Genomic DNA, 20,344 nt, shown 5'->3' with positions numbered 1-20,344 from the left:
GTCTCCTTTCTCTCGCGCGGAAGGGCGGAAGGTCCGCCGTGCGGGAGAAAGCCACGCGAGAGCAGCCGTACGGGAGAAAGGGGACGGACAGGACCCGCGAACCGACCCGGTAGCCTGGCGAGGTGCTTGAAGCGATCAAAGCCACCCGTTACGTGACACCGCTGCGCGAGGGCGGCTCGCTGCCCGGGGTGATGGAGGCGGACGACCTCGGCACCCACGTCGTGAAGTTCCGCGGCGCCGGGCAGGGTCGCCGGGTCCTGGTCGCGGAGATCGTGTCCGCCGGGCTGGCCCGGCGCCTGGGATTCCGCACGCCCGAGCTGAAGGTGATCGACGTCGATCCGCAGCTCGGCGCCCGCGAGCCCGACGAGGAGATCCAGGACCTGCTCAAGGCCAGCGAGGGCAACAACCTGGCGGTCGACTTCCTGCCGGGCGCGCTGGGCTTCGAGCCGCTGGCCTGGCCCCCCGAGCCGGAGTTCGCCTCCCGCCTGCTGTGGTTCGACGCGCTGATCCACAACGTCGACCGGAGCTGGCGCAACCCGAACCTGCTCCTGTGGCACGGCGACACCTGGCTGATCGACCACGGCGCGGCGCTCTGGTTCCACCACAACTGGCCCTCGGCCAACCCGTTGCGCGACTTCGACGCGGGCGACCACGTCATGGCGCCCTTCGCCACCCGGATGCCCGAGGCCGACGCCGAGCTCAGCGAGCTGATCACCAGAGACCTGCTCGACGGGGTGGTGGACGAGGTCCCCGACGAGTGGCTGGAGGACGAGCCGGGGTTCGACGGGGCGCAGGCCGTGCGGCAGGCGTACGTCGAGCACCTGCTGGCCCGCGCTCAGGGGCCGCGCACCTGGCTGCCGCGGCCGTCGGGCCAGGAGCCCCGTCAGGACCAGGAGAGGAAGACCGGCTCGGTGGGCGCGTTCTGGAAGGACAACCGGTGAAGGACGTCTACGAGTACGCGGTCATCCGGGTCATCCCCCGCGTGGAGCGCGGCGAGCTGATCAACGCCGGCGTGCTGCTGTACTGCCAGCCCCGCGACTACCTGTGCGCCCGGGTGGAGCTGGACGAGGCGCGCCTGCGCGCCCTCGACGCCGGCGTGGACCTCGACGGGGTACGACACGCGCTCGGCGCCTACCAGCGCTCCTGCGACAGTGACTCCGGACCCCTGACCGGGGAGTCGCTGGGCAGCCGCTTCCGCTGGCTGACCGCCCCGCGCAGCACGATCGTGCAGACCGGCCCGGTCCACGCCGGCCTCACCGCGGACCCGGAGGCGGAGCTGGAGCACCTCGTGACCCGGCTGGTCCGCAGCCCCTGACCGGGCGCCTCGGAAGAACCCTGACCGGGCGCCTCAGAAGAGCACGGACATGAACGTGCCGACCTCGACGAAACCGGCCCTGCGGTAGGCGGCCCTGGCGGGGGCGTTGTAGTCGTTGACGTACAGCGACACCACCGGCGCGAAGTAGTCGAGCGCGTGCTTGATGACCGCGGCCATCCCGGCCACCGCGTGGCCACGGCCGCGCAGGTCGGGGTGGACCCAGACCCCCTGGATCTGGCAGGCGTGCGGCGTCACCGCGCCGATCTCCGCCTTGAAGACGACCTTGCCGCCCTCGATGCGGGCGTACGACCTGCCGATCCTGATCAGCTCGGCGACCCTGGACCGGTAGAGGGCTCCGCCGTCCCCGGCCTCCGGGGAGACGCCCACCTCCTCGGTGAACATCGCCACGCAGGCCGGGAGCAGGATGTCGAACTCGTCGGGCCGGACGCGCCGCACCAGCGGGTCGGGGGGGACGGGCGACGGCTCGGCGATCACCATGACCGGCTGCGCCCAGCGGATCGCGCGGGCGGCCCCCCAGTGCGGCTCCAGCCTCTCCCAGAGCACCTCCACCGCGTCCGCCGGGCCGACGATCGAGGAGCAGCGGCGGCCCTGCTTGCGCGCGCGATCGGCGAAGGCGTAGACGGCGTCCGTACCGGCGTTGACCGGAACCAGGTTCGCCCCGGCGTAACAGACGGAGGTCAGGCCACCGCGCGGCCCGAACCCCCACATCTGGCCACCGAGCCTGGCCGGATTGAGCCCGACCGAACGGACCCTGGAGGCGACGAAGACATTGCCGACGGGGTCGGTGTCGAGGAGCGCCAGGACCTCGTCTCGATCGTTGTCGTCGAGCACGCGCGACGCCGTTGTGCGCAGCATCACGTGCTCAGCCTACGCGACCCCCTCGAATTTGGCAGGAACCAACACAGAGCCTCTCATCTACCTGCTTCGGTCACCTCGTCCCGCCGTGTGCCCGGCGGGCACGCGGACGGTCACGGGGGCGACCACCGGTACGGGTGCGGGGATTCCCGGGCATCGGGCGTCCGGGGCGCCGGAGGGTGCCTGGCGAGCGCCGGGAAGGGTGCCCTCCCTGAGGTAGGCGGCCAGGCGCCGGTCGACGCAGGCGTTCCCGTTGAGCGCGACCCCGTGGTTGCCGCCCGGCACGGCGAGCAGCCGGGAGCGGTGGAACAGGGCGCGCATCCGCACCGCGCCGACGTACGGGGTGGCGGCGTCGCGCTCACCCTGGATCAGCAGGATCGGCGGCAGCTCGGCGCTGTCACGGATCTGCACGGGACTACCCGCCTGCTGGGGCCAGAACGCGCACGGCGCGTTGTACCAGGCGTTGGGCCAGGTGAGGAAGGGCGCCTTGACGTTCGCCTTGGTCATGTCGGTCCGCCAGCGGGACCAATCGCGCGGCCAGGCGGCGTCGCGGCACTGCACCGCGAGGTAGACCGCGTAGCTGTTCTCGTCCTTGGCGTCGTTCACCGCGTGCTTGCGGTAGGTGTTGACCAGGGGGGCCGTCTCCCCCTTCTTGACGTAGGCGGAGAAGGCCTTGGCCAGTTGCGGCCAGATGACGTCGGAGTAACCGCCCAGGGTGTAGACGTCGTCGAGCTCGCTCGGGCCGACCACCCCTCCGGCGGGACGGTCGCCCAGCCGGTCCCGCATGGCGTCCCAGGCGAAGGAGACCGCCCTCTCGGTGGCCCCGAGCCGGTAGACCGGGTTGTGGCGGGCGATCCACTTCAGGAAGTCCCTGTGCCTGTCCTGGAAGGCGATGCTCTGGTCGAGGTTCGAGCGGTACCAGATGCCGCGCGGATCGACCACGCTGTCCAGGACGAGACGCTTGAGCCGGTCGGGGAAGAGCGTCGCGTAGACCGCGCCGAGGTAGGTCCCGTACGAGTAACCCAGGAAGCTGATCTTCGACTCGCCGAGCGCCTCCCTGATCATGTCCATGTCCCTGGCGGAGTTCTCGGTGGTCATGTGCGGCAGCATCCAGCCCCACCGCTCGCCGCACGCCTGGGCGTACCTGCGGGCCCGCGCGATCAGCACGCTCTCGTCGCGCCTGGTGACCGGCACCTGGTCGGGGCGGGGCGCCTCGTAGTACTCCTTGGGGTCGACGCACCTCAGCGCGGGCTCGCTCGCCCCCACCCCGCGCGGGTCGAAGCCGATCACGTCGAACCGGTCGGCCAGGCCCTCGGGAAGCCCCGCCACGACGCCCTTGACCAGGTCGCGGCCCGACGCCCCGGGGCCACCCGGGTTGACCAGCAGCGCGCCGAGACGGTCGTTGGTGGCCTTCCCCCTGATCCGGTTCAGGGCGATGCCGATGGTCTGCTGCGGGTTGGCGTAGTCGAGCGGCACCCGCAGGGTGGCGCACTCCATCGGGTTGTCCACCCGTCCGGCGGGAGCGGACACCGCCCCGGCCGCCGGGGGCGCCCCCTCGCAGGGCCCCCAGACCAGCTCCTGTCTCTCCTGGGCCACCGCCCCCTGCGGCACCCCCACCGCCACGGCCAGCATCGCGATGCTCGCGGCGATCCCGACGACCCTCTTGTTCACTGTGTGGTCCCCCTACTCGTACGGCAGAGGCGATGGTCTCCCGGGGGCGGCGCGATCATCCGGAACACAGCCGGATGCCTGGCAAAGTGTAGTCAGATGATTGCTAAGTGTAATGACGCGAGGTCGGACGAAGATCCGCCGCAGGGAGGCGGCACCCGGCCCGCCTCCGCCGGCGGTCCGGGCCCGGCGAAGGGGGACCCGTCACGCGGAACCGCCCGCACCCCGGCGAGATGCCGGGGGCGGGCGGTTCGGTGTGGTCGAGCGGGCGGGCTCCCGGTGGCCGGGCGGCCGAGGAGGCGAGCGGCGGGTCAGGCGCCGACGACGACCTGGGGGCCAGGGGCGTCGTCGTCGAGATCGACCTCCACGCCCATCTCCTCGGCGAGACGCAGGGCCTCCTCGATCAGGGTCTCCACGATCTGCGACTCGGGGACGGTCTTGATGACCTCGCCCTTGACGAAGATCTGGCCCTTGCCGTTGCCGCTCGCGACGCCGAGGTCGGCCTCGCGGGCCTCGCCGGGACCGTTGACGACACACCCCATCACCGCGACGCGCAGCGGGACCTTCAGCCCTTCGAGCCCGGCCTGGACCTGCTCGGCCAGGGTGTAGACGTCGACCTGGGCGCGCCCGCAGGAGGGGCAGGAGACGATCTCCAGGCCGCGCTCGCGCAGGTTGAGCGACTCCAGGATCTGGTTGCCGACCTTGACCTCCTCGACCGGAGGGGCGGACAGCGACACCCGGATGGTGTCGCCGATGCCCTCGGCGAGCAGGGCCCCGAACGCGACCGCGGACTTGATCGTGCCCTGGAAGGCCGGGCCCGCCTCGGTGACGCCGAGGTGCAGCGGGTAGTCGCACCGGGCGGCGAGCAGGCGGTAGGCCTGGACCATCACGACCGGGTCGTTGTGCTTGACGGAGATCTTGATGTCGCGGAAGCCGTGCTCCTCGAAGAGCGAGCACTCCCAGAGCGCCGACTCCACCAGCGCCTCGGGAGTGGCCTTGCCGTACTTCTGGAGCAGGCGGGGGTCGAGCGAGCCGGCGTTGACGCCGATCCGGATCGGCACGCCGCGCTCGCCGGCCGCGCGCGCGATCTCACCGACCTTGTCGTCGAATTTCTTGATGTTGCCGGGGTTGACCCGGACCGCCGCGCAGCCCGCCTCGATCGCGGCGAAGACGTACTTCGGCTGGAAGTGGATGTCGGCGATCACCGGGATCTGCGACTTCCTGGCGATGATCGGCAGCGCGTCGGCGTCGTCCTGGGAGGGGACGGCGACCCGGACGATCTGGCAGCCCGAGGCGGTCAGCTCGGCGATCTGCTGGAGCGTCGCGTTGACGTCGGCGGTGACCGTGGTGGTCATCGACTGCACGGAGACCGGCGCGTCCCCGCCCACGGGGACGGAACCGACCATGATCTGACGGGATATGCGTCGCTCGGCGATCGGCCTGGTCCTTACGGACGGGATTCCGAGAGCAACAGAAGTCATTTTCAGCCCTTGAAGAGTCGACGACACTCATCAGTCTAGGCAGTCCCAGTGAGCTCGCGTGCCCGTATCCGCGCCCACGAGTCGGCGTCGAGCACCTCGGCCACCGATCCGGCCTCGGTCACGGTGTGCTCGGAGACCACCGCCGCCACGGTGTCGACGATGCCGGGGAACGGCAGGCGCCCGGCCATGAAGGCCTCGACGCAGACCTCGTTGGCGGCGTTGTAGACGGCCGGGGCCGTGCCGCCGGCCGCGCCGACGTGCCGGGCCAGCGCGACGGCCGGGAAGGCCTCGTCGTCGAGCGGCTCGAACGTCCAGGTGTGGGCGGTGGTCCAGTCGACCGCCGGGGAGGCGTCGGCGACCCGCTCGGGCCAGCCGAGGGCGAGCGCGATGGGCAGGCGCATGTCCGGCGGGCTGGCCTGGGCGATGGTCGAGCCGTCGACGAACTCGACCATCGAGTGGATGACCGACTGCGGGTGGACGACGACCTCGATGCGGTCGAAGCCGATGTCGAAGAGCAGATGGGCCTCGATGACCTCAAGGCCCTTGTTGACGAGTGTGGCGGAATTCACCGTGATGACCGGCCCCATCGACCAGGTGGGGTGGGCGAGGGCCTGCTCGGGGGTGACGTCCGCGAGGTCCGCTCGCGATCTGCCGCGGAAGGGCCCGCCGCTCGCGGTGACGACCAGGCGGCGCACGGCGGAGGCGTCGGGGCCGGTGGGCCCGGCCGCCCACAGGCACTGGGCCAGCGCGGCGTGCTCGGAGTCGACCGGGATCAGCTGGCCGGGCTTGGCCAGGCGCTTCACCAGCGGCCCGCCGACGATCAGCGACTCCTTGTTGGCGAGCGCGAGCACCCGGCCGGCCTCCAGCGCGGCCAGCGTGGAGGTGAGCCCCAGCGCGCCGGTGATGCCGTTGAGGACGACGTCGGCGGGCCAGGCGGCGGCCTCGGCCACCCCCTCGGGCCCGGCCAGCACCCGCGCGTCCACCCCGTACGAGGTCAGGGCCTCGCGCAGCCCCGGCACGGCGGCGGGGTCGGCGACGGCGACCACGTCGGGCCGGAACTCGGCCGCCTGCCTGGCCAGCAGGTCGATCCGGCCGCCGTAGGCGGCCAGCGCGGCCACCCGGAACCTGCCGGGGTTGCGGGCGATGACGTCGAGGGACTGGGTCCCGATGGACCCGGTCGAGCCGAGCAGGACGACGGAACGGACGGTGTCTGGCTGCACCGCCCCATTCTCCCGGCTCGGACCGCGCTGTCGAATCGGCCGTACCGGGTCGCGTCGTTCTTGATCAGCCCGGATCACGGCGAAAATCTGTTAGGCGTGGAACACGGGATAAAAGGCGGTATTTAAGTCCGAATTTCGTCATATCAATAGTTGTAAAGCCTGAGAAAAGCGCACGTACGGCGCACTAGCTTCCCGAAACAGCAACAGGCCCTCGGGAGGTACATATGCGGCGCAAGGCACGGCTCGTCCCTGTTCTCACCGCCATCGCGGGAAGCACCCTGCTCTCCACGACGATCGCGCACGGCGCCACGGCGGAGGCCACGGCGGTCACTACGGGCGTCACTACGGGCGTCACGGCGGGCGTCACAGCGGGCGTCACAGCGGGCGGGGGTACGGCGGCGGACGAAAGCGGCGTCGCCTCGGCGCGGGCCGTCCCCCAGCCGGTCGAGAAGGAGGCGGCCGACACCAAGAAGGAGCAGCAGACCGTCCAGCGCTACTGGACCGAGGCGAAGATGGAGGCGGCCAAGCCGCTCGCCGCCCTCGTCCCCGAGAAGGACGGCGCCCGGCTCACCGCGGGGGCGATCGCGGCCCAGGCCGCGGCCGACCCCGTCTCCGTCCCGGCGACCGAGCCCGACGGCGACACCGTCACGGCCACCAGGGGCTCGGCGGCCGCCCGCACCTCCACCGGCGCGGCGTGGACCCGGGGCGGGGCGATCGTCAAGACCGCGGGACGCGTGTTCTTCACCTACCAGGGCCGCAACGCCTCGTGCTCGGCGAGCGCGGTGACCAGCGAGAACAAGAGCACCGTGATCACGGCGGGGCACTGCGTGCGGATGGGCGGCGCCTTCCACGGCAACTGGGTGTTCGTGCCGGGGTACCGGAACGGCGAAAGGCCGCACGGCACCTGGGTGGCGACCACCCTCTACACCACCCCGCAGTGGAACAACAGCGAGGACGTCAACTACGACGTGGCCTCCGCCGTGGTGGCCCCGCTCAACGGCAGGTCGCTGACCGACGTGGTCGGCGGCCAAGGCGTCTCCTTCAACCAGGCGCGCCGCCGGCAGATGCACTCCTTCGGCTACCCGGCGGCGGCCCCGTACGACGGTTCCAAGCTGGTCTACTGCGCCGGGCGGGCGTTCGACGACTTCCTGATGTCCCGCGACATCGGGCTGAACTGCGACATGACCGGCGGGTCGAGCGGCGGGCCCTGGTTCCTCGACTTCAACGAGAACACCGGCCTGGGCACCCTGAACTCGGTGAACAGCTTCAAGTACTCCTTCGCCACCGGCTGGATGTTCGGCCCCTATTTCGGCACCGAGGCGCAGGCCGTCTACGAGGCCGCCCAGACCACCGGCACCCCCTGATATTCACCAGAAGTAATCACAAGAACACCCCTCGTAGTGCAAACTCGGGTTTCATGACCTCAAGCCTCCCCCTGCTTGCGGCCGCCCCGCTCGTCGCCGGGTTGCTGAGCGCCCCGACGACCGGCGCGACGACCACCTGGCAGACGGCCACCGCGTTCGGGCAACGGGCCGTGAAGACCCTCGTCACACCCTTCGTTCAGAGAACCGTTCAGAGAGCAGGCTCGGCGTCCGGCGTGCCGGACGTCGTCGAGCACGCGACCGCTCCCACCGCGTCGGAGCGGGAGCGCGTGCTCGGTTACTGGACCCCCCGCCGGATGGCCTCGGCGCTCCCCGTCGACCGGCTCGCCAAGGTCACCGGGATGCTCAGGCGGCTCTCGGCCGCCGGGCAGGGGGTGGCCCCCCGCCGGAGCCCGCACGGCGCCGCGTCCCGCACCGCGGGCGCCCGCTGGACCTCCGGCGGGGCGGTGGGGCGCACCACGGGGCGGGTGTTCCTCACCATCAAGGGCAGCGACTTCGTGTGCTCGGCCAGCTCGGTCAGGAGCGCCAACAAGGATCTGGTGGTGACCGCGGGCCACTGCGTCAAGGACGGCACCGGCGCCTGGGCCGACAACTGGACCTTCGTCCCGGGATACACCCAGGGCCGCCGCCCGTACGGGCAGTACACCGCGCGCCGCATGTTCGTCGCGGGCCCCTGGGCGCGCGAGGGCGACGACAGCCACGACATCGGCATGGTGGCGGTCGACACCAGCGGCGGCAGGCACCTCGGCGACGCCGTCGGCGGCCAGGACATCGCCTTCGACGCCCCCCGGGGACGCCTCGCCAGCGGTTTCGGCTTCCCCGCCGACTCGCCCTACGACGGCGAGCACCTGGTCTACTGCGCGGGCCCGCTGCGCGACGACCCGAACGGGCAGACCGGCGACCAGGGCATGCGCTGCGACATGACCGCCGGATCCAGCGGGGGTCCGTGGCTGAGCGGCTTCGACCCCTCCACCGGCCGGGGCACGATCGTCTCGGTCAGCAGCTTCAAGTACAGCGACGACCGCCACACCATGTACGGCCCCTACTTCGGCGCCTCCGCCAAGACCCTCTACACCACGGCCTCCACGTCATGACCCCGGCGCGGAGGCGCGGCCGGTCCTGGAAGGTCAGGTCCGGTGAGGACCGTGACCTTCCCGCAGGTGGATCAGAGGGTCAGGCCGGTGAGGACCATGACCTTCTCGTAGGTGAAGTCGGCGATGGCCGAGCGGAGGCCCTCGCGGCCGACCCCCGAGTCCTTCACCCCTCCGTAGGGCATCTGGTCGGCCCGGTACGACGGCACGTCACCGATGATCACACCGCCGACCTCCAGCTCCCGGTTGGCCCGGAAGGCGTTGTCGAGGCTGCGGGTGAACACCCCGGCCTGCAGCCCGTACCTGGAGTCGTTGACCGCGGCGAACGCCTCGTCCACCCCGGACACCTTCTGGACCACCATCACCGGGCCGAAGACCTCCTCGCGGGAGACCTTGGCGTCGGCCGGCGCGTCGGCGAGCACGGTCGGCGCGAAGGTGGTGCCCTCGCGGGTGCCGCCGGTCAGCAGGCGGGCGCCGGCCGAGACGGCCTCGCCGACCCACCGCTCCACCCGCTCGGCGGCCTCGGCCGACACGAGCGGGCCGACCTGCGTCTTCTCGTCGGCGGGGTCGCCGGTGACCAGTGCCTCGACGGCCGGGACGAGCCGGGCCACGAAGTCGTCGTGGACCGACGCCTCGACGATCACCCGCTGGACGGCGATGCAGCTCTGACCGGCCTGGTAGTTGGAGAACAGCGCGATCCGCGAGGCGGCCCAGTCGAGGTCGGCGTCGGCGAGCACGACCGCGGCGGCGTTGCCGCCGAGTTCCAGGGTCACGTGCTTGCGCGGGACCCGGTCGATGATCGCGTACCCCACGGGTGCCGAGCCCGTGAAGGAGACGACCGGCAGGCGCGGGTCCTCGACCAGCGCGCCGGCGCGGTCGTTGGACACCGGGAGCACGGAGAACATGCCCTCGGGCAGGTCGGTCTCGGCCAGGATCTCCCCCAGCACCAGTGAGGAGACCGGCGTCGCCGGGGCGGGCTTGAGGACGATCGGAGCCCCGACGGCGATGGCCGGGGCCACCTTGTGCGCCACCAGGTTGAGCGGGAAGTTGAACGGGCTGATGCCCAGGATCGGGCCGTACGGGACACGTGAGACGTAGGCGAGACGGCCCGCGGAAGCGGCCTCGGTGTCCAGGCGCACGGTCTCTCCGCCGAGACGGCGGGTCTCCTCGGCCGCGAACCTGAAGGTGGAGACCGCGCGGCCGACCTCGCCGCGGGCCCAGAAGATCGGCTTGCCGTTCTCGGCGGTGATCAGGGCGGCGATCTCGTCGGCGCGCTCGGCCAGGCGGCGTGAGACGTGCGCGAGGGCCTCGGCCCGCACGTGGATCGGGAGCGCGGCCGCCTGTTTCCGCACGGCCGCCGCGGCGGCGACGGCCTCCTCGACCTGCTCGTCGGTCGGCACGGAGCAGACGGCGACGACGCGGCCGTCATGCGGGTTGGTCACGGTGAGCTCGGCCTCGCCCGTGGCGGGGCGTCCGGCGAGCCAGAAGGGGCGCACGTCCATACCCCGACGCTATGTCACCGGCATGGGGGCGGCCTTACTCCACTCCGCACAACAGCCCCGGAGTGACACACCGTTCCGCATAAAATCCACCCTCCAACCCCTGTAACGGAAACAGGGGTATTCGGGGATATTCCTTACAAGGCGCCGGTTTGAATGATCCCGAGCGTGGCTAAGTCACCGGATGGACGATGAGAGCGGAAGGGCGTGGGCGCATGACCTCCTCGGCGCCGCGCGGCCTTCAGGGTGCCTATCTGGTCGGTGAGCGGGCGTCCCAGGACCAGCTCCGCACCAGGCTGCTCGACGTCGCCAGCCAGTTGCTGGTCACCATCGGGCCGGAGAGCCTGTCGATGCGCCGCATCGCCACCGAGGCCGGATGCTCGACGACCGTCATCTACACCATGTTCGGCAGCAAGGAGGGCCTGGCCGAGGCGCTGTACCTGGAGGGCTTCGAGCGCTTCCGGCGCCGCCTGGAGGCCGTGCCCTCGCGCAAGGACGCGCTGGAGCACCTCATCGCGCTGGGTCCCGTCTACCGGGAGGCCGCGCTGGACGAGCCGGGCTACTACGCCCTGATGTTCGAGCGCGCGATCCCCGGCTTCGTGCCCAGTGAGCGGGCCAGGACCCTCGCCCGCGCGGCGCTGAACATCATCGACCGGGTGATCGCCGACTGCATCTCGGCCGGATACATCGTCCCCACCCAGCCCAGGAAGATCGCCGACGCGGTGTGGGCCGCCGCCCAGGGAGCCATCAGTCTGGAACGTGCCGGGCACCTGCGCGACAGCAACACCTACGACACGGTCACGTACGCCGTCATCTCCCGCTACCTGGTCGTCGACCGCCACCGATCCTGACGGCGCCCCCGGACAGCACCGCTGACCGCCACCGATCCCGGCCGCGCCCTCCGGACAAGACCGCTGACCGCCACCGATCCCGACGGCGCCCTTCGGCGAACCCGGTCAGCCCGACTCCCGCGGCCCCGACCAGCCCGAGCCCAAGCCCGATCCCCGCGCGCCCGGCCGCCCCCGCCCGAGTCCCACGAGCCCGACCGCTCCCCGCCCGATCCCCGCGCGCCCGGCCGATCACCGCCCGGGTCCCGCGGAACCCTCCCCCGCCCCGGCCGTCGCCAGGTCCTCGGGCGCGCGGCCGCCGGTCACCTGGCGACGGCCAGGGCGACCCAGAGCTCGGCGCGGACCGCGGGATCCTCAAGGTCGCGGCCGACCAGTTCCGCGACCCGGCGCATGCGGTAGCGCAGGGTGTGGCGGTGCACCCCGAGCCGCTGCGCCGCCGCGTCCCAGTGGCCGTTGCAGTCCAGGTAGGCGCGCAACGAGCCCAGCAGGTCAGCGCGCGAGCCGTACTGCCTGAGCGGGGCGAGCAGTGCCGAGGAGAACGCCTCCGCCACGCCGGGGTCGAGCAGGGAGAGCAGCCCCTGACCCGCCAGGTCGGCGAAGCGCACCACCCGCGCGGTGCCGCGCCCGGCCGCGGCGAGCGCCCGGTCGGCCTGGTCGAGTCCCGCGCGCAGGTCGCCGAGACCCACCGGATCCCCGACGCCGACGAGGCCGTGCCCGCCGAGCCTCGCGGCCACGGCACCGGCCCGCGGGGCCGGGACCAGCAAAACCACCCTGTCGCCGTCGGCCGCCGCGAACTCGCCCCCGGCGGCCTCCAGCAGCGCCTCCGGCTCTCCGGAGCAGACGACCACCACCAGCGGCCCGCCGTCGAGCCGCTCTCCCAGCCGTTCCAGCGTCTCGCGCCCGGCGTCGACCTGCCCGGCCAGCAGCAGCCGCAGCACCGCGGAGCGGACCCGGCGCTCGGCGGCCAGGTACTCCCCGCCGTGCTCGACGGCGAGCGTCAGCAGGGACGCGGCCGCGTTGACCACGGTGTGCGCGACCGGGGTGAAGGACCGGCCGATGCCGACGGCGAGGAACCCCCTGATCCGGCGGGCCCCGAGCGGCCGTACGATGACGTGCTCCTCGGGCGAGGAGAGGGCCACGCTCGCGGGAGCGCCCTGGCTCGTGATCCTTCTCAGCCGCTCCAGCTCGGGGCCGAGGTCCCCTGCGGCCGCCGCCGCGCCCCCGCCCGCCAGGTGCCGTACGGCCCCCGCCTCGTCGAGCAGGATCGCCCAGCCGCCCAGCTCGCGGGCCAGGCGGTCGATCACCGCGCGGGGGCCCTCCGGGCGCAGCGCGGCGCGGGTGAGGCGGCCCTGGGCGGCGAAGGCCCTGCTGAGCTCGTCGTACTGTTCGGCGGCGATCAGCTCGCTGACCGCCTTGCCGATGGCGACGAACGGGGTGTCGCGCGGCACCTCGACCAGCGGCAGCCCGGCCCGCGCGGCGGCCTCGACCAGCGCCTCGGGGATCGTCTCGTGTCCGAGCCCGACGCCGAACCCGAGCCCGGCGACCCCCCTGGCGACCAGGCGCTCGACGTAGGGGCCGGCGTTGCGGGCGTCCAGGCGCATGCCCGTGGTGAGGACCAGCTCACCGCCTTCGAGGAACGGGGTGGGGTCCTCCAGCTCGCTCACCGCCACCCAGCGCAGCGGCCGGTCGAGCGCCTCCTCACCGGCGAGCACGACGAGCCCGAGCGGCAGCCGCCGCACGACGGTACTCAACGTCGGCGCCACCGCCACCCCCCTTTTTGTACGTTATGTCTATTCCGCTGCTGGCAATTTTGCCATAGTGCATCATCGGCACACCGGCATTCGCGACATAGCTTCACATCATGAGCACCGTCACCGAGGGCGGCCCCTCGCTTCCGCAGGAGCGCCGCCTCGTCACCGAGATCCCCGGCCCGAGGTCCCGCGAGCTGCTCGCGCGCAAGCAGGCCGCCGTACCCCCGGGCATCGGCACCACGCTGCCCGTCTTCGTGACGCACGCCGGAGGCGGTGTCGTGGTCGACGCCGACGGCAACTCGCTGATCGACTTCGGATCCGGCATCGCGGTGACCGGCGTCGGCAACTCCGCCCCGCGCGTCGTCGAGCGGGTGCGCAGGCAGGTGGCGGACTTCACCCACACCTGCTTCATGGTCACGCCGTACGAGTCGTACGTGCGGGTCGCCGAGAAGCTCAACGAGATCACCCCCGGCGACCACGAGAAGCGCACCTTCCTGCTCAACAGCGGCGCCGAGGCCGTGGAGAACGCGGTCAAGGTCGCCCGCCACGCCACCGGCCGCCAGGCGGTCGTCGTCTTCGAGCACGGCTACCACGGCCGGACCCTGCTGACGATGACGCTGACGGCCAAGAACATGCCGTACAAGCACCGCTTCGGCCCGTTCGCCCCCGAGGTCTACCGGGTGCCGCTGGCCTACCCGTTCCGCTGGCCCACCGGCCCGGAGAACTGCGCCGAGGAGGCCGCGGCCCAGGCGATCGACCAGATCACCAAGGAGATCGGCGCCGAGAACGTCGCCGCCGTGGTGATCGAGCCGATCGCGGGCGAGGGCGGCTTCATCGAGCCCGCCAAGGGCTTCATGCCGAGGATCCTGGAGTTCTGCCGCGCCAACGGCATCGTCTTCGTCGCCGACGAGGTCCAGACCGGCTTCTCCCGTACCGGCCACCTGTTCGCCTGCGAGGACGAGGGCATCGTGCCCGACATCATCGTCACCGCCAAGGGCATCGCGGGCGGCCTGCCGCTGGCCGCCGTCACCGGCCGCGCCGAGATCCTCGACAAGGTCCACGTGGGCGGCCTCGGCGGCACCTACGGCGGCAACCCGCTCGCCTGCGAGGCGGCGCTGGGCGTGCTGGAGAGCATCGAGGCCGACGACCTGACCGGGAAGGCCCGCCGCGTCGGCGAGATCATGCTCCCCCGGCTGCGTGCCCTGGCCGAGCGGAACCCGGTGATCGGCGACGTGCGCGGCCGGGGCGCCATGATCGCCATCGAGCTGGTCGTCCCCGGCACCAAGGAGCCGCACCCCACGGCGGCGGGCGAGATCGCCAGAAGGTGCCACGCCGAGGGCCTGGTCGTGCTGACCGCCGGCACGTACGGCAACGTGCTGCGCTTCCTGCCTCCGCTGGTCATCCCCGACCACCTCCTGGAGGAGGGGCTCGCGATCCTGGAGAAGGCCGTGAACGAGGTCTGACCGTTTAGAACGCACCAAAAGGGGCACCCGGCTTGATGCCGAGTGTCCCTTTTGCCGTTATGCGGCTCGCATGTAGGCCGTGATTTAACCCCCGCTTGACATCCGCCACAGCGATCACGGGCTGCGACCGCGTTATAACGGTTCCGACAAGAAAGTATGCGATCAACACAGGAAACGTGTCGACGTCCTCCCCGCGGCCGAGCCACGGGAGAAAACAAGGGGTCACCACGCTGGAGGTATTTAGCATGAACTGGGGGCCGCCCAGAACGGCACACGTCACGATGACCTTCGATCCCGAGGGGCTGACCCGCACCCAGCGTGAGGGCGACGCCTGCGTGGCCTGCCACAAGAAGTGGCCCCGGCCGCGGACCAGGATCGGCCGCCTTCCCGACGGCACAGCCCTCTTCGCCTGCCCGGAGTGTGCCGACGCGCTGCTGCCGCAGCAGGACGACACCCGCTCCCGTCCCCAGCGCGTGGCCTTCTTCTGACCCCCCGGAGTTTCGGACCTCCCCGCGTTCCGATCCCCCCGGGCCGCCGGTGCGGGCCCACGAGCCCCGCGCCGGCCACCGGAACCCGGCCCATCTCACGGTCCACGTCCCGTCCCATGTCCCGTCCCACGTCGCGGCCTGCGGAAAACGATCCACCCGACGGACCGCCGAGACCTGTCCCCTCGGCGGTCCGCCGCGGGCGACCGGCCCGACGGCCGGCCCGAACCTGCTCACCCGATGGCCCGCCACGGGCGACCCGTCCGGCGTTCCATCCGAAGCGGCCCACTCCGGTAGTTTCTCCCCAGCGAGACATCGAGACATCGGAGCACCGGAGCACGCCCGGGATCGGACCGCCGTACGGCCGGGAACGGCACCCGCGCCCCCTGGAAGGCGAGAACCGCCTTTCCCGCGCGGACGGATGTCGAGACCGGCCCCTCCGCTCCGACCTGCCTGTGAGAGGCGCCCGCGCCGGGCGCCGTGAGCACGAGGAGCGAGACCGTGAAGTACATGCTGCTGATCTACAGCAACCCCGCGATCTGGGAGAGCCTCTCCAAGGAGGAGATCGAAGGTCTGATGGGCGAGGCCGGGGCCATCATGAAGGAGCTCGCCGACTCCGGGGAGTGGGTCGGCGGGCAGGCGCTGGCCGATCCCTCGCAGACCAAGACCGTGAAGGTGCGTGACGGCGCCCCCGCGACCACGGACGGGCCGTTCCTGGAGGCGAAGGAGCACCTGGCCGGATACTGCGTGATCGACTGCGAGACCCCCGAGCGGGCGATCGAGATCGCCGCGCGCTGGCCGGACGCCCGGCTGTGCGCGATGGAGCTACGCCCGATCATGGACTCGGCCGGCATCGAGGCGTGACCGCTCCCACCAAGGCCGAGGACCTGCTGCGCGAGCTCGCGCCGCAGGTCCTCGGCGTGCTCGTCCGGCGCTACGGGCACTTCGACGCGTGCGAGGACGCCGTGCAGGAGGCGCTGCTGGCCGCCGCCCTGCAGTGGCCCGAGCAGGGCCTGCCGGACAATCCCCGAGGCTGGCTGATCACGGTCGCGTCCCGCAGGCTCACCGACGAGCTGCGCAGCGAGTACGCGCGCAACCGCAGGGAGAGCATGGTCGCGGCGCGGGCGCCCGCCGACGAGTTCCTGTCGCCCGCCGCCGACGCCGAACCCACCGGCGCGCGGGACGACACCCTCACCCTGCTGTTCCTGTGCTGCCATCCCGCCCTCACCCCCGCCTCGCAGATCGCGCTCACCCTGCGGGCCGTCGGCGGCCTGACCACCGCGCAGATCGCCCACGCCTTCCTCGTCCCCGAGGCGACCATGGCCCAGCGCATCAGCCGGGCCAAGCAGCGGATCAGGAGCACGGCCGTCCCCTTCGCGCTGCCTCCCGAGCCCGAGCGGGCCGAGCGGCTGCGGGTGGTCCTGCACGTGCTCTACCTGATCTTCAACGAGGGCTACACGGCCACCTCGGGCCCGGACCTGCAGCGCCGCGAGCTGACCGGCGAGGCGATCAGGCTCACCCGCGCGGTGCACGGGCTGCTGCCCGACGACGGCGAGGTGACCGGGCTGCTCGCCCTCATGGTGCTCACCGACGCCCGGCGGCCGGCGCGCACCGGCCCCGGCGGCACGCTCATCCCGCTCGCCGAGCAGGACCGGAGCCTGTGGAACGGGACGTCGATCGCCGAGGGGGTGGCGCTCGTCACCGGCGCGCTGGTACGGGCCCCGCTCGGCCCGTACCAGCTCCAGGCCGCGATCGCCGCGGTGCACGCCGAGGCGGCGCGCGCGGAGGAGACGGACTGGCCGCAGATCCTCGCGCTGTACCGGCTGCTCGAACGTCTCGCCCCCAACCCGATGGTCACGCTCAACCACGCCGTCGCGCTCGCGATGGTGGAGGGGCCGGGGGCCGGGCTCGACCTGCTCAAGACCCTGGAGGCCGACGACCGGATGGCCGGGCACCACCGCCTGCACGCGGTGCGCGCGCACCTGCTGGAGACGGCCGGTGACCGCGAGGCCGCCCGCGCCGGCTACCGGGAGGCCGCGCGCCGCACCACCAGTCTTCCCGAGCAGCGCTATCTGGAGGGCAGGGCCGCCCGGCTCACACGTTCGGCACCGTAGGCGGCCTTTACCAAGTAAGCACACGAAGCGGGCGTCAGGCGGACAAGAGCGTCCTGGTGGTCTCGTCGCGCATGCCCCACGGCGAGCCGTAGGCGTTGAGCAACTCCAGGAAGGGCACCGCGTCGAACGCCTCGGGGCCGAGCACCCCGCTGCCCGACCAGGCGCCGGTGGCCAGTAGCTCCAGGGCGACCACCGGGTGCACGGCCGTCTGCCAGACCACGGCCTGGCAGCCGTACTCCCGCATCGACCACTCGTTGTCGACCACGTGGTAGAGGTAGACCTCGCGCGGCGCGCCGTCCTTGCCCACGCCCTTCACCCAGGTCCCCGCGCAGGTCTTGCCCCGCATCCGGTCGCCGAGCGTGGCCGGGTCGGGGAGGCTGGCCGCGACCACGTCGCGCGGCGAGGCCTCGACGCCGCCCACCTTGATCTTGTCCGCGTTGTCCAGGCCGAGCTTGTGCAGGGTCTTCAGCACCCCGATGAACTCCTCGCCCAGGCCGTACTTGAACGTCACCCGCTTGGCGTCGATGTAGCGGGGCACGAGGAGCACCTCCTCGTGCTCGACGTTGACGCACTCCACCGGCCCGATCCCCTCGGGGAAGTCGAACATCTCGGGCTCGCTGAACGGCTCGGTGGTGTGCCAGGCACCGTTCTCCCAGATCACCGGCGGGTTGAGACACTCCTCGATGGTCGTCCAGATGGAGAACGTCGGCGCGAAGTCGTAGCCGTCGACCACCAGGTTGGAGCCGTCGCGGATGCCGATCTCCTCGATGGTCTCGAACAGGTGCTCGGCGGCGTAGCGCGCGAACACGTCGGCCAGCCCCGGCTCCACGCCCATGCCGACCAGCGCGAGCCCGCCCTTCTCCCGCCAGGCCTCACCGAGGGCGAACTGCTCGTCGCCGAGCTTCACCCCGGTCAGCTCGTACGGCCTGCGCGGGTGGGGCCGCGACAGCGACATCGCCATGTCGAGGTAGCGGGCCCCGGCGTTGAGCGCCGCCTCGAACAGGGACATGGTGAAACGGGGGTCCACCGCGTTGAAGAGCACGTCGCAGCGGTGCTCGGCGAGGGCGGCCTCGACCGCGGCCCGGTCGGAGGCGTCCAGCCCGATGGCGCTGAAGCGCGAATCCGCGATCTTGGCCACGACGGCGGCGGCCCGGTCCTGTTGGGAGTCGGCGACCACGATGTGTTCGAAGAAATCTCGGCGTGCGGCGATCGGCACGACGGCGGATCCGACGCCGCCCGCTCCAACAAGAAGGATTCTCATGCCGGTAGCCTACCCACTGACTGGTTGACCAGTCGATAGACGGGCCATGATTTTCCCACCGAATCCATCGTCGAAAGCGATCAAGACAACGAAAAGCGCGGCCAAACACGGGATATACGGGCATGTCGAGGAAAGAGCGCACGCGAGGAGGACGACGGGCCCGCGGCCCGCCGGGCGCGAACCCGCCCATCGGGATCGGCCCCACCAGGACCTGACCCGTCGGGAGCGGCCCCGCGGGAAACCAGTCAGGCCCGAACCGGACCCGTCGGAACCGGCCCCGTCAAGACCCGATCCGCCGGAACCCGACCCGTCAGGCCCGGACCCGTCGAGCCCCGACCCGTCAGGCCCGGAACCGGTGGGGAACCGGTCACTTCACGAGTTGCTTCCAGCGCTCCGCCCAGTCGGTGTAGTCGGTGCACTCCCCGCCCCGCCCCCCGCAGTCGCGCGTCGGACGGGCCGCGAAGCGGATGTCGCGCAGCCACCGGCTGTCACGCACGCGGTATACCTCGCACATCCGGCGCGCGTGCCCGCCGCACGCCTCCGGGTTGGCCGGGGCGAGCCCGGTCCAGGCCGCGGCGGGGCGCTGCGCCGACGCCGAACTCACCCAGTTCAGCCACCGGTAGGCGCAGTTCGGGCTGGCGGGCCTCGCCGCGAGCATCCACGAGTCGACCCACCCGGTCACCGGCACTCCCGCCTGCGCCTTCATCGGCCGGCCCGCGCGCCGGAAGAGGTCCAGGTGGTACGGGAGGGCCTGGGCGATCCGCACCGGCCCCGCCGACAGGGCCCTGACCAGTTCGAGGGAGCCGTCCCAGTAGACCCGGTCGGGGCCGTCACCCTCGGCGAGGAGCTTCACGGCGGCGTCGAGCTGGGCGGGGGTGAGCTGGAACGGATCCTCGGCCTTCAGCTCCGGGCGCGTCCGGCCGAGGGCGAGCGCGGCGTCGGCGATGCTCAGCGGGCTGTTCCTGATCGCCGCCGGAGCCGCTCCGTAGAGCGCCGCCGGCCCGCCGGGCCCGTCCCCCTCGTGGACCACCTGGTTGACCCCCCACAGGTAGGGGATCCCGTAGACCTTGCCGTCCTCGCGCAGGCCGGGCAGCTCGCGCAGGCGCTTGGGGATGTGCTTGTAGCCCGCGACCAGCCTCGTGTCCAGGGGCGCGACCTTCCCCTGCGCGACCAGCTGACCGGCCAGGTCCGGGGCGGGCGAGACGGCGTCGTAGGCGCCCGTGGCGAACCTGGCGGCCATCTCCTCGCTCGTACGGACCCGGTCGAGCTTGACGACGCAGCCGGTCTCCCGCTCGAAGGGCGCGAGCCAGTTGGCCCGCGAGCTGGTCCCGCCGTACTCGACGTACCCCTGGAAGGTCAGCACCTGGAGCGTGCCCTCGCCCTTGCCGATGGACGCCGACGGCGCCGGAGCGGGTGTCGCCGTCGAGCCGGGGGTCGCGCCGGGGCCGGAGGTGGATGTCACGGGCGTGGCGGAGGGTGAGGGGCCGCGCAGCGGCCCGGCCGCGGTCGCGGCTCCCGCCTGGGCGCAGGCGGCGAGCACCAGCCCTCCCGCTCCCAGCAGCGCTCCGAGACGCGCCCGGCGGAGCCTGTCCCTGCCCACGAGGCCCACGAGGTTTCCTCCCGACGTCGCCACCGATCTGCCCGGGAGCCTACCGGCCGATCGCCCGCCCCGGGGGCCGGTGAACGCACCGCCCCGCACGTCGCACCGGAGGAATCGCGGACACCGGAGGAGGCCGGAGAATACGCGAGGCCCGCGCCCCGGCAGGAGGGGCGCGGGCTCGCGGTCCGGAGGTTACCCGTTGGTGGGGAAGCCGAGGTTGACGCCGCCGTGGCTGGGGTCGAGCCAGCGGGAGGTGACGACCTTGCCCCGGGTGTAGAAGTGGACGCCCT

Annotated in this window: 17 protein-coding genes; 9 read left to right on the top strand and 8 right to left on the bottom strand. The window is 72.1% G+C overall.

Annotated elements, in window-relative coordinates; translation table 11 throughout:
• Positions 1–122: 122 nt before the first annotated feature.
• The gene (locus tag ACFFRH_RS19905; RefSeq protein WP_344748259.1) at positions 123–941 is read left to right on the top strand and encodes a HipA family kinase; all 819 of its coding nucleotides are present in this window, start codon (positions 123–125) and stop codon (positions 939–941) included.
• Positions 938–1,315 carry a DUF3037 domain-containing protein gene (locus ACFFRH_RS19900; RefSeq protein WP_386158473.1) on the top strand — a complete coding sequence of 126 codons (378 nt, stop codon included), beginning with the start codon at positions 938–940 and terminating at the stop codon, positions 1,313–1,315. Before ACFFRH_RS19905 ends, ACFFRH_RS19900 begins: the two co-directional genes overlap by 4 nt.
• A gap of 33 nt (positions 1,316–1,348) precedes the next feature.
• Here the strand turns inward: ACFFRH_RS19900 and ACFFRH_RS19895 are convergent, their stop codons facing one another.
• From ACFFRH_RS19895 to dxr, 4 genes are all read right to left on the bottom strand, one after another.
• The gene (locus ACFFRH_RS19895; RefSeq protein ID WP_386158470.1) at positions 1,349–2,191 is read right to left on the bottom strand and encodes a GNAT family N-acetyltransferase; all 843 of its coding nucleotides are present in this window, start codon (positions 2,189–2,191) and stop codon (positions 1,349–1,351) included.
• A 60-nt stretch (positions 2,192–2,251) separates the two neighbouring features.
• Positions 2,252–3,862: an alpha/beta hydrolase gene (locus tag ACFFRH_RS19890; protein WP_386158467.1), complete on the bottom strand. Its 1,611-nt coding sequence runs from the start codon at positions 3,860–3,862 to the stop codon at positions 2,252–2,254.
• A 308-nt stretch (positions 3,863–4,170) separates the two neighbouring features.
• On the bottom strand, positions 4,171–5,340 hold the full coding sequence (ispG, locus tag ACFFRH_RS19885) for a flavodoxin-dependent (E)-4-hydroxy-3-methylbut-2-enyl-diphosphate synthase (protein WP_386158464.1): 1,170 nt from the start codon (positions 5,338–5,340) through the stop codon (positions 4,171–4,173).
• A 35-nt stretch (positions 5,341–5,375) separates the two neighbouring features.
• Positions 5,376–6,560 carry a 1-deoxy-D-xylulose-5-phosphate reductoisomerase gene (gene dxr / locus ACFFRH_RS19880; RefSeq protein WP_344748262.1) on the bottom strand — a complete coding sequence of 395 codons (1,185 nt, stop codon included), beginning with the start codon at positions 6,558–6,560 and terminating at the stop codon, positions 5,376–5,378.
• A 224-nt stretch (positions 6,561–6,784) separates the two neighbouring features.
• Here dxr and ACFFRH_RS19875 point away from each other — a divergent pair, with 224 nt between their 5' ends.
• Positions 6,785–7,924: a trypsin-like serine peptidase gene (locus tag ACFFRH_RS19875; protein ID WP_344748263.1), complete on the top strand. Its 1,140-nt coding sequence runs from the start codon at positions 6,785–6,787 to the stop codon at positions 7,922–7,924.
• 53 nt (positions 7,925–7,977) lie between these two features.
• The gene (locus ACFFRH_RS19870) at positions 7,978–9,036 is read left to right on the top strand and encodes a trypsin-like serine peptidase (protein ID WP_344748264.1); all 1,059 of its coding nucleotides are present in this window, start codon (positions 7,978–7,980) and stop codon (positions 9,034–9,036) included.
• A 71-nt stretch (positions 9,037–9,107) separates the two neighbouring features.
• On the opposite strand, the gene ACFFRH_RS19865 is transcribed toward ACFFRH_RS19870, so the two are convergent.
• Positions 9,108–10,535 carry an aldehyde dehydrogenase family protein gene (locus ACFFRH_RS19865; RefSeq protein ID WP_344748265.1) on the bottom strand — a complete coding sequence of 476 codons (1,428 nt, stop codon included), beginning with the start codon at positions 10,533–10,535 and terminating at the stop codon, positions 9,108–9,110.
• Positions 10,536–10,747: 212 nt separating this feature from the next.
• Here ACFFRH_RS19865 and ACFFRH_RS19860 point away from each other — a divergent pair, with 212 nt between their 5' ends.
• Positions 10,748–11,383, top strand: coding sequence for a TetR/AcrR family transcriptional regulator (locus ACFFRH_RS19860; RefSeq protein ID WP_344748266.1), 636 nt, complete (start codon positions 10,748–10,750; stop codon positions 11,381–11,383).
• 299 nt (positions 11,384–11,682) lie between these two features.
• On the opposite strand, the gene ACFFRH_RS19855 is transcribed toward ACFFRH_RS19860, so the two are convergent.
• Positions 11,683–13,143, bottom strand: coding sequence for a PucR family transcriptional regulator (locus ACFFRH_RS19855; protein ID WP_386158459.1), 1,461 nt, complete (start codon positions 13,141–13,143; stop codon positions 11,683–11,685).
• A gap of 98 nt (positions 13,144–13,241) precedes the next feature.
• On the opposite strand from ACFFRH_RS19855, the gene gabT reads away from it, so the two are divergent.
• The 4 genes from gabT (at position 13,242) to ACFFRH_RS19835 (ending at position 17,193) form a co-directional block, all read left to right on the top strand.
• Positions 13,242–14,594, top strand: a complete 1,353-nt coding sequence (gabT, locus tag ACFFRH_RS19850; RefSeq protein WP_386158456.1) for a 4-aminobutyrate--2-oxoglutarate transaminase — start codon at positions 13,242–13,244, stop codon at positions 14,592–14,594.
• 245 nt (positions 14,595–14,839) lie between these two features.
• Positions 14,840–15,082 (top strand): hypothetical protein, encoded by a 243-nt coding sequence (locus ACFFRH_RS19845; RefSeq protein WP_386158453.1) that lies wholly within the window; start codon positions 14,840–14,842, stop codon positions 15,080–15,082.
• A gap of 507 nt (positions 15,083–15,589) precedes the next feature.
• Positions 15,590–15,943: a YciI family protein gene (locus tag ACFFRH_RS19840; protein ID WP_386158962.1), complete on the top strand. Its 354-nt coding sequence runs from the start codon at positions 15,590–15,592 to the stop codon at positions 15,941–15,943.
• Entirely contained in the window at positions 15,940–17,193 is a 1,254-nt protein-coding gene (locus ACFFRH_RS19835; RefSeq protein WP_386158450.1) for an RNA polymerase sigma factor, read from the top strand. Before ACFFRH_RS19840 ends, ACFFRH_RS19835 begins: the two co-directional genes overlap by 4 nt.
• Positions 17,194–17,227: 34 nt before the next feature.
• On the opposite strand, the gene ACFFRH_RS19830 is transcribed toward ACFFRH_RS19835, so the two are convergent.
• Positions 17,228–18,454: a saccharopine dehydrogenase family protein gene (locus ACFFRH_RS19830; protein WP_344748269.1), complete on the bottom strand. Its 1,227-nt coding sequence runs from the start codon at positions 18,452–18,454 to the stop codon at positions 17,228–17,230.
• Positions 18,455–18,821: 367 nt separating this feature from the next.
• On the bottom strand, positions 18,822–20,063 hold the full coding sequence (locus ACFFRH_RS19825) for a type 2 periplasmic-binding domain-containing protein (RefSeq protein ID WP_344748270.1): 1,242 nt from the start codon (positions 20,061–20,063) through the stop codon (positions 18,822–18,824).
• Between the last annotated feature and the right edge of the window lie 281 nt (positions 20,064–20,344).

Source organism: Streptosporangium vulgare, from assembly GCF_042428775.1.
Classification (GTDB): domain Bacteria; phylum Actinomycetota; class Actinomycetes; order Streptosporangiales; family Streptosporangiaceae; genus Streptosporangium; species Streptosporangium vulgare.
Note: the sequence above shows the minus strand (reverse complement) of the source record. Positions and strands in the feature narration are given on the sequence as shown.

What these genes read in the sequence shown, in the direction of transcription:
- ACFFRH_RS19895 (WP_386158470.1), bottom strand. Translation starts at nt 2,191, where the DNA reads ATGCTGCGCACAACGGCGTCGCGCGTGCTCGACGACAACGATCGAGAC.
- ispG (WP_386158464.1), bottom strand. Translation starts at nt 5,340, where the DNA reads ATGACTTCTGTTGCTCTCGGAATCCCGTCCGTAAGGACCAGGCCGATC.
- ACFFRH_RS19875 (WP_344748263.1), top strand. Translation starts at nt 6,785, where the DNA reads ATGCGGCGCAAGGCACGGCTCGTCCCTGTTCTCACCGCCATCGCGGGA.
- ACFFRH_RS19870 (WP_344748264.1), top strand. Translation starts at nt 7,978, where the DNA reads ATGACCTCAAGCCTCCCCCTGCTTGCGGCCGCCCCGCTCGTCGCCGGG.
- ACFFRH_RS19865 (WP_344748265.1), bottom strand. Translation starts at nt 10,535, where the DNA reads ATGGACGTGCGCCCCTTCTGGCTCGCCGGACGCCCCGCCACGGGCGAG.
- ACFFRH_RS19860 (WP_344748266.1), top strand. Translation starts at nt 10,748, where the DNA reads ATGACCTCCTCGGCGCCGCGCGGCCTTCAGGGTGCCTATCTGGTCGGT.
- gabT (WP_386158456.1), top strand. Translation starts at nt 13,242, where the DNA reads ATGAGCACCGTCACCGAGGGCGGCCCCTCGCTTCCGCAGGAGCGCCGC.
- ACFFRH_RS19845 (WP_386158453.1), top strand. Translation starts at nt 14,840, where the DNA reads ATGAACTGGGGGCCGCCCAGAACGGCACACGTCACGATGACCTTCGAT.
- ACFFRH_RS19840 (WP_386158962.1), top strand. Translation starts at nt 15,590, where the DNA reads ATGCTGCTGATCTACAGCAACCCCGCGATCTGGGAGAGCCTCTCCAAG.
- ACFFRH_RS19830 (WP_344748269.1), bottom strand. Translation starts at nt 18,454, where the DNA reads ATGAGAATCCTTCTTGTTGGAGCGGGCGGCGTCGGATCCGCCGTCGTG.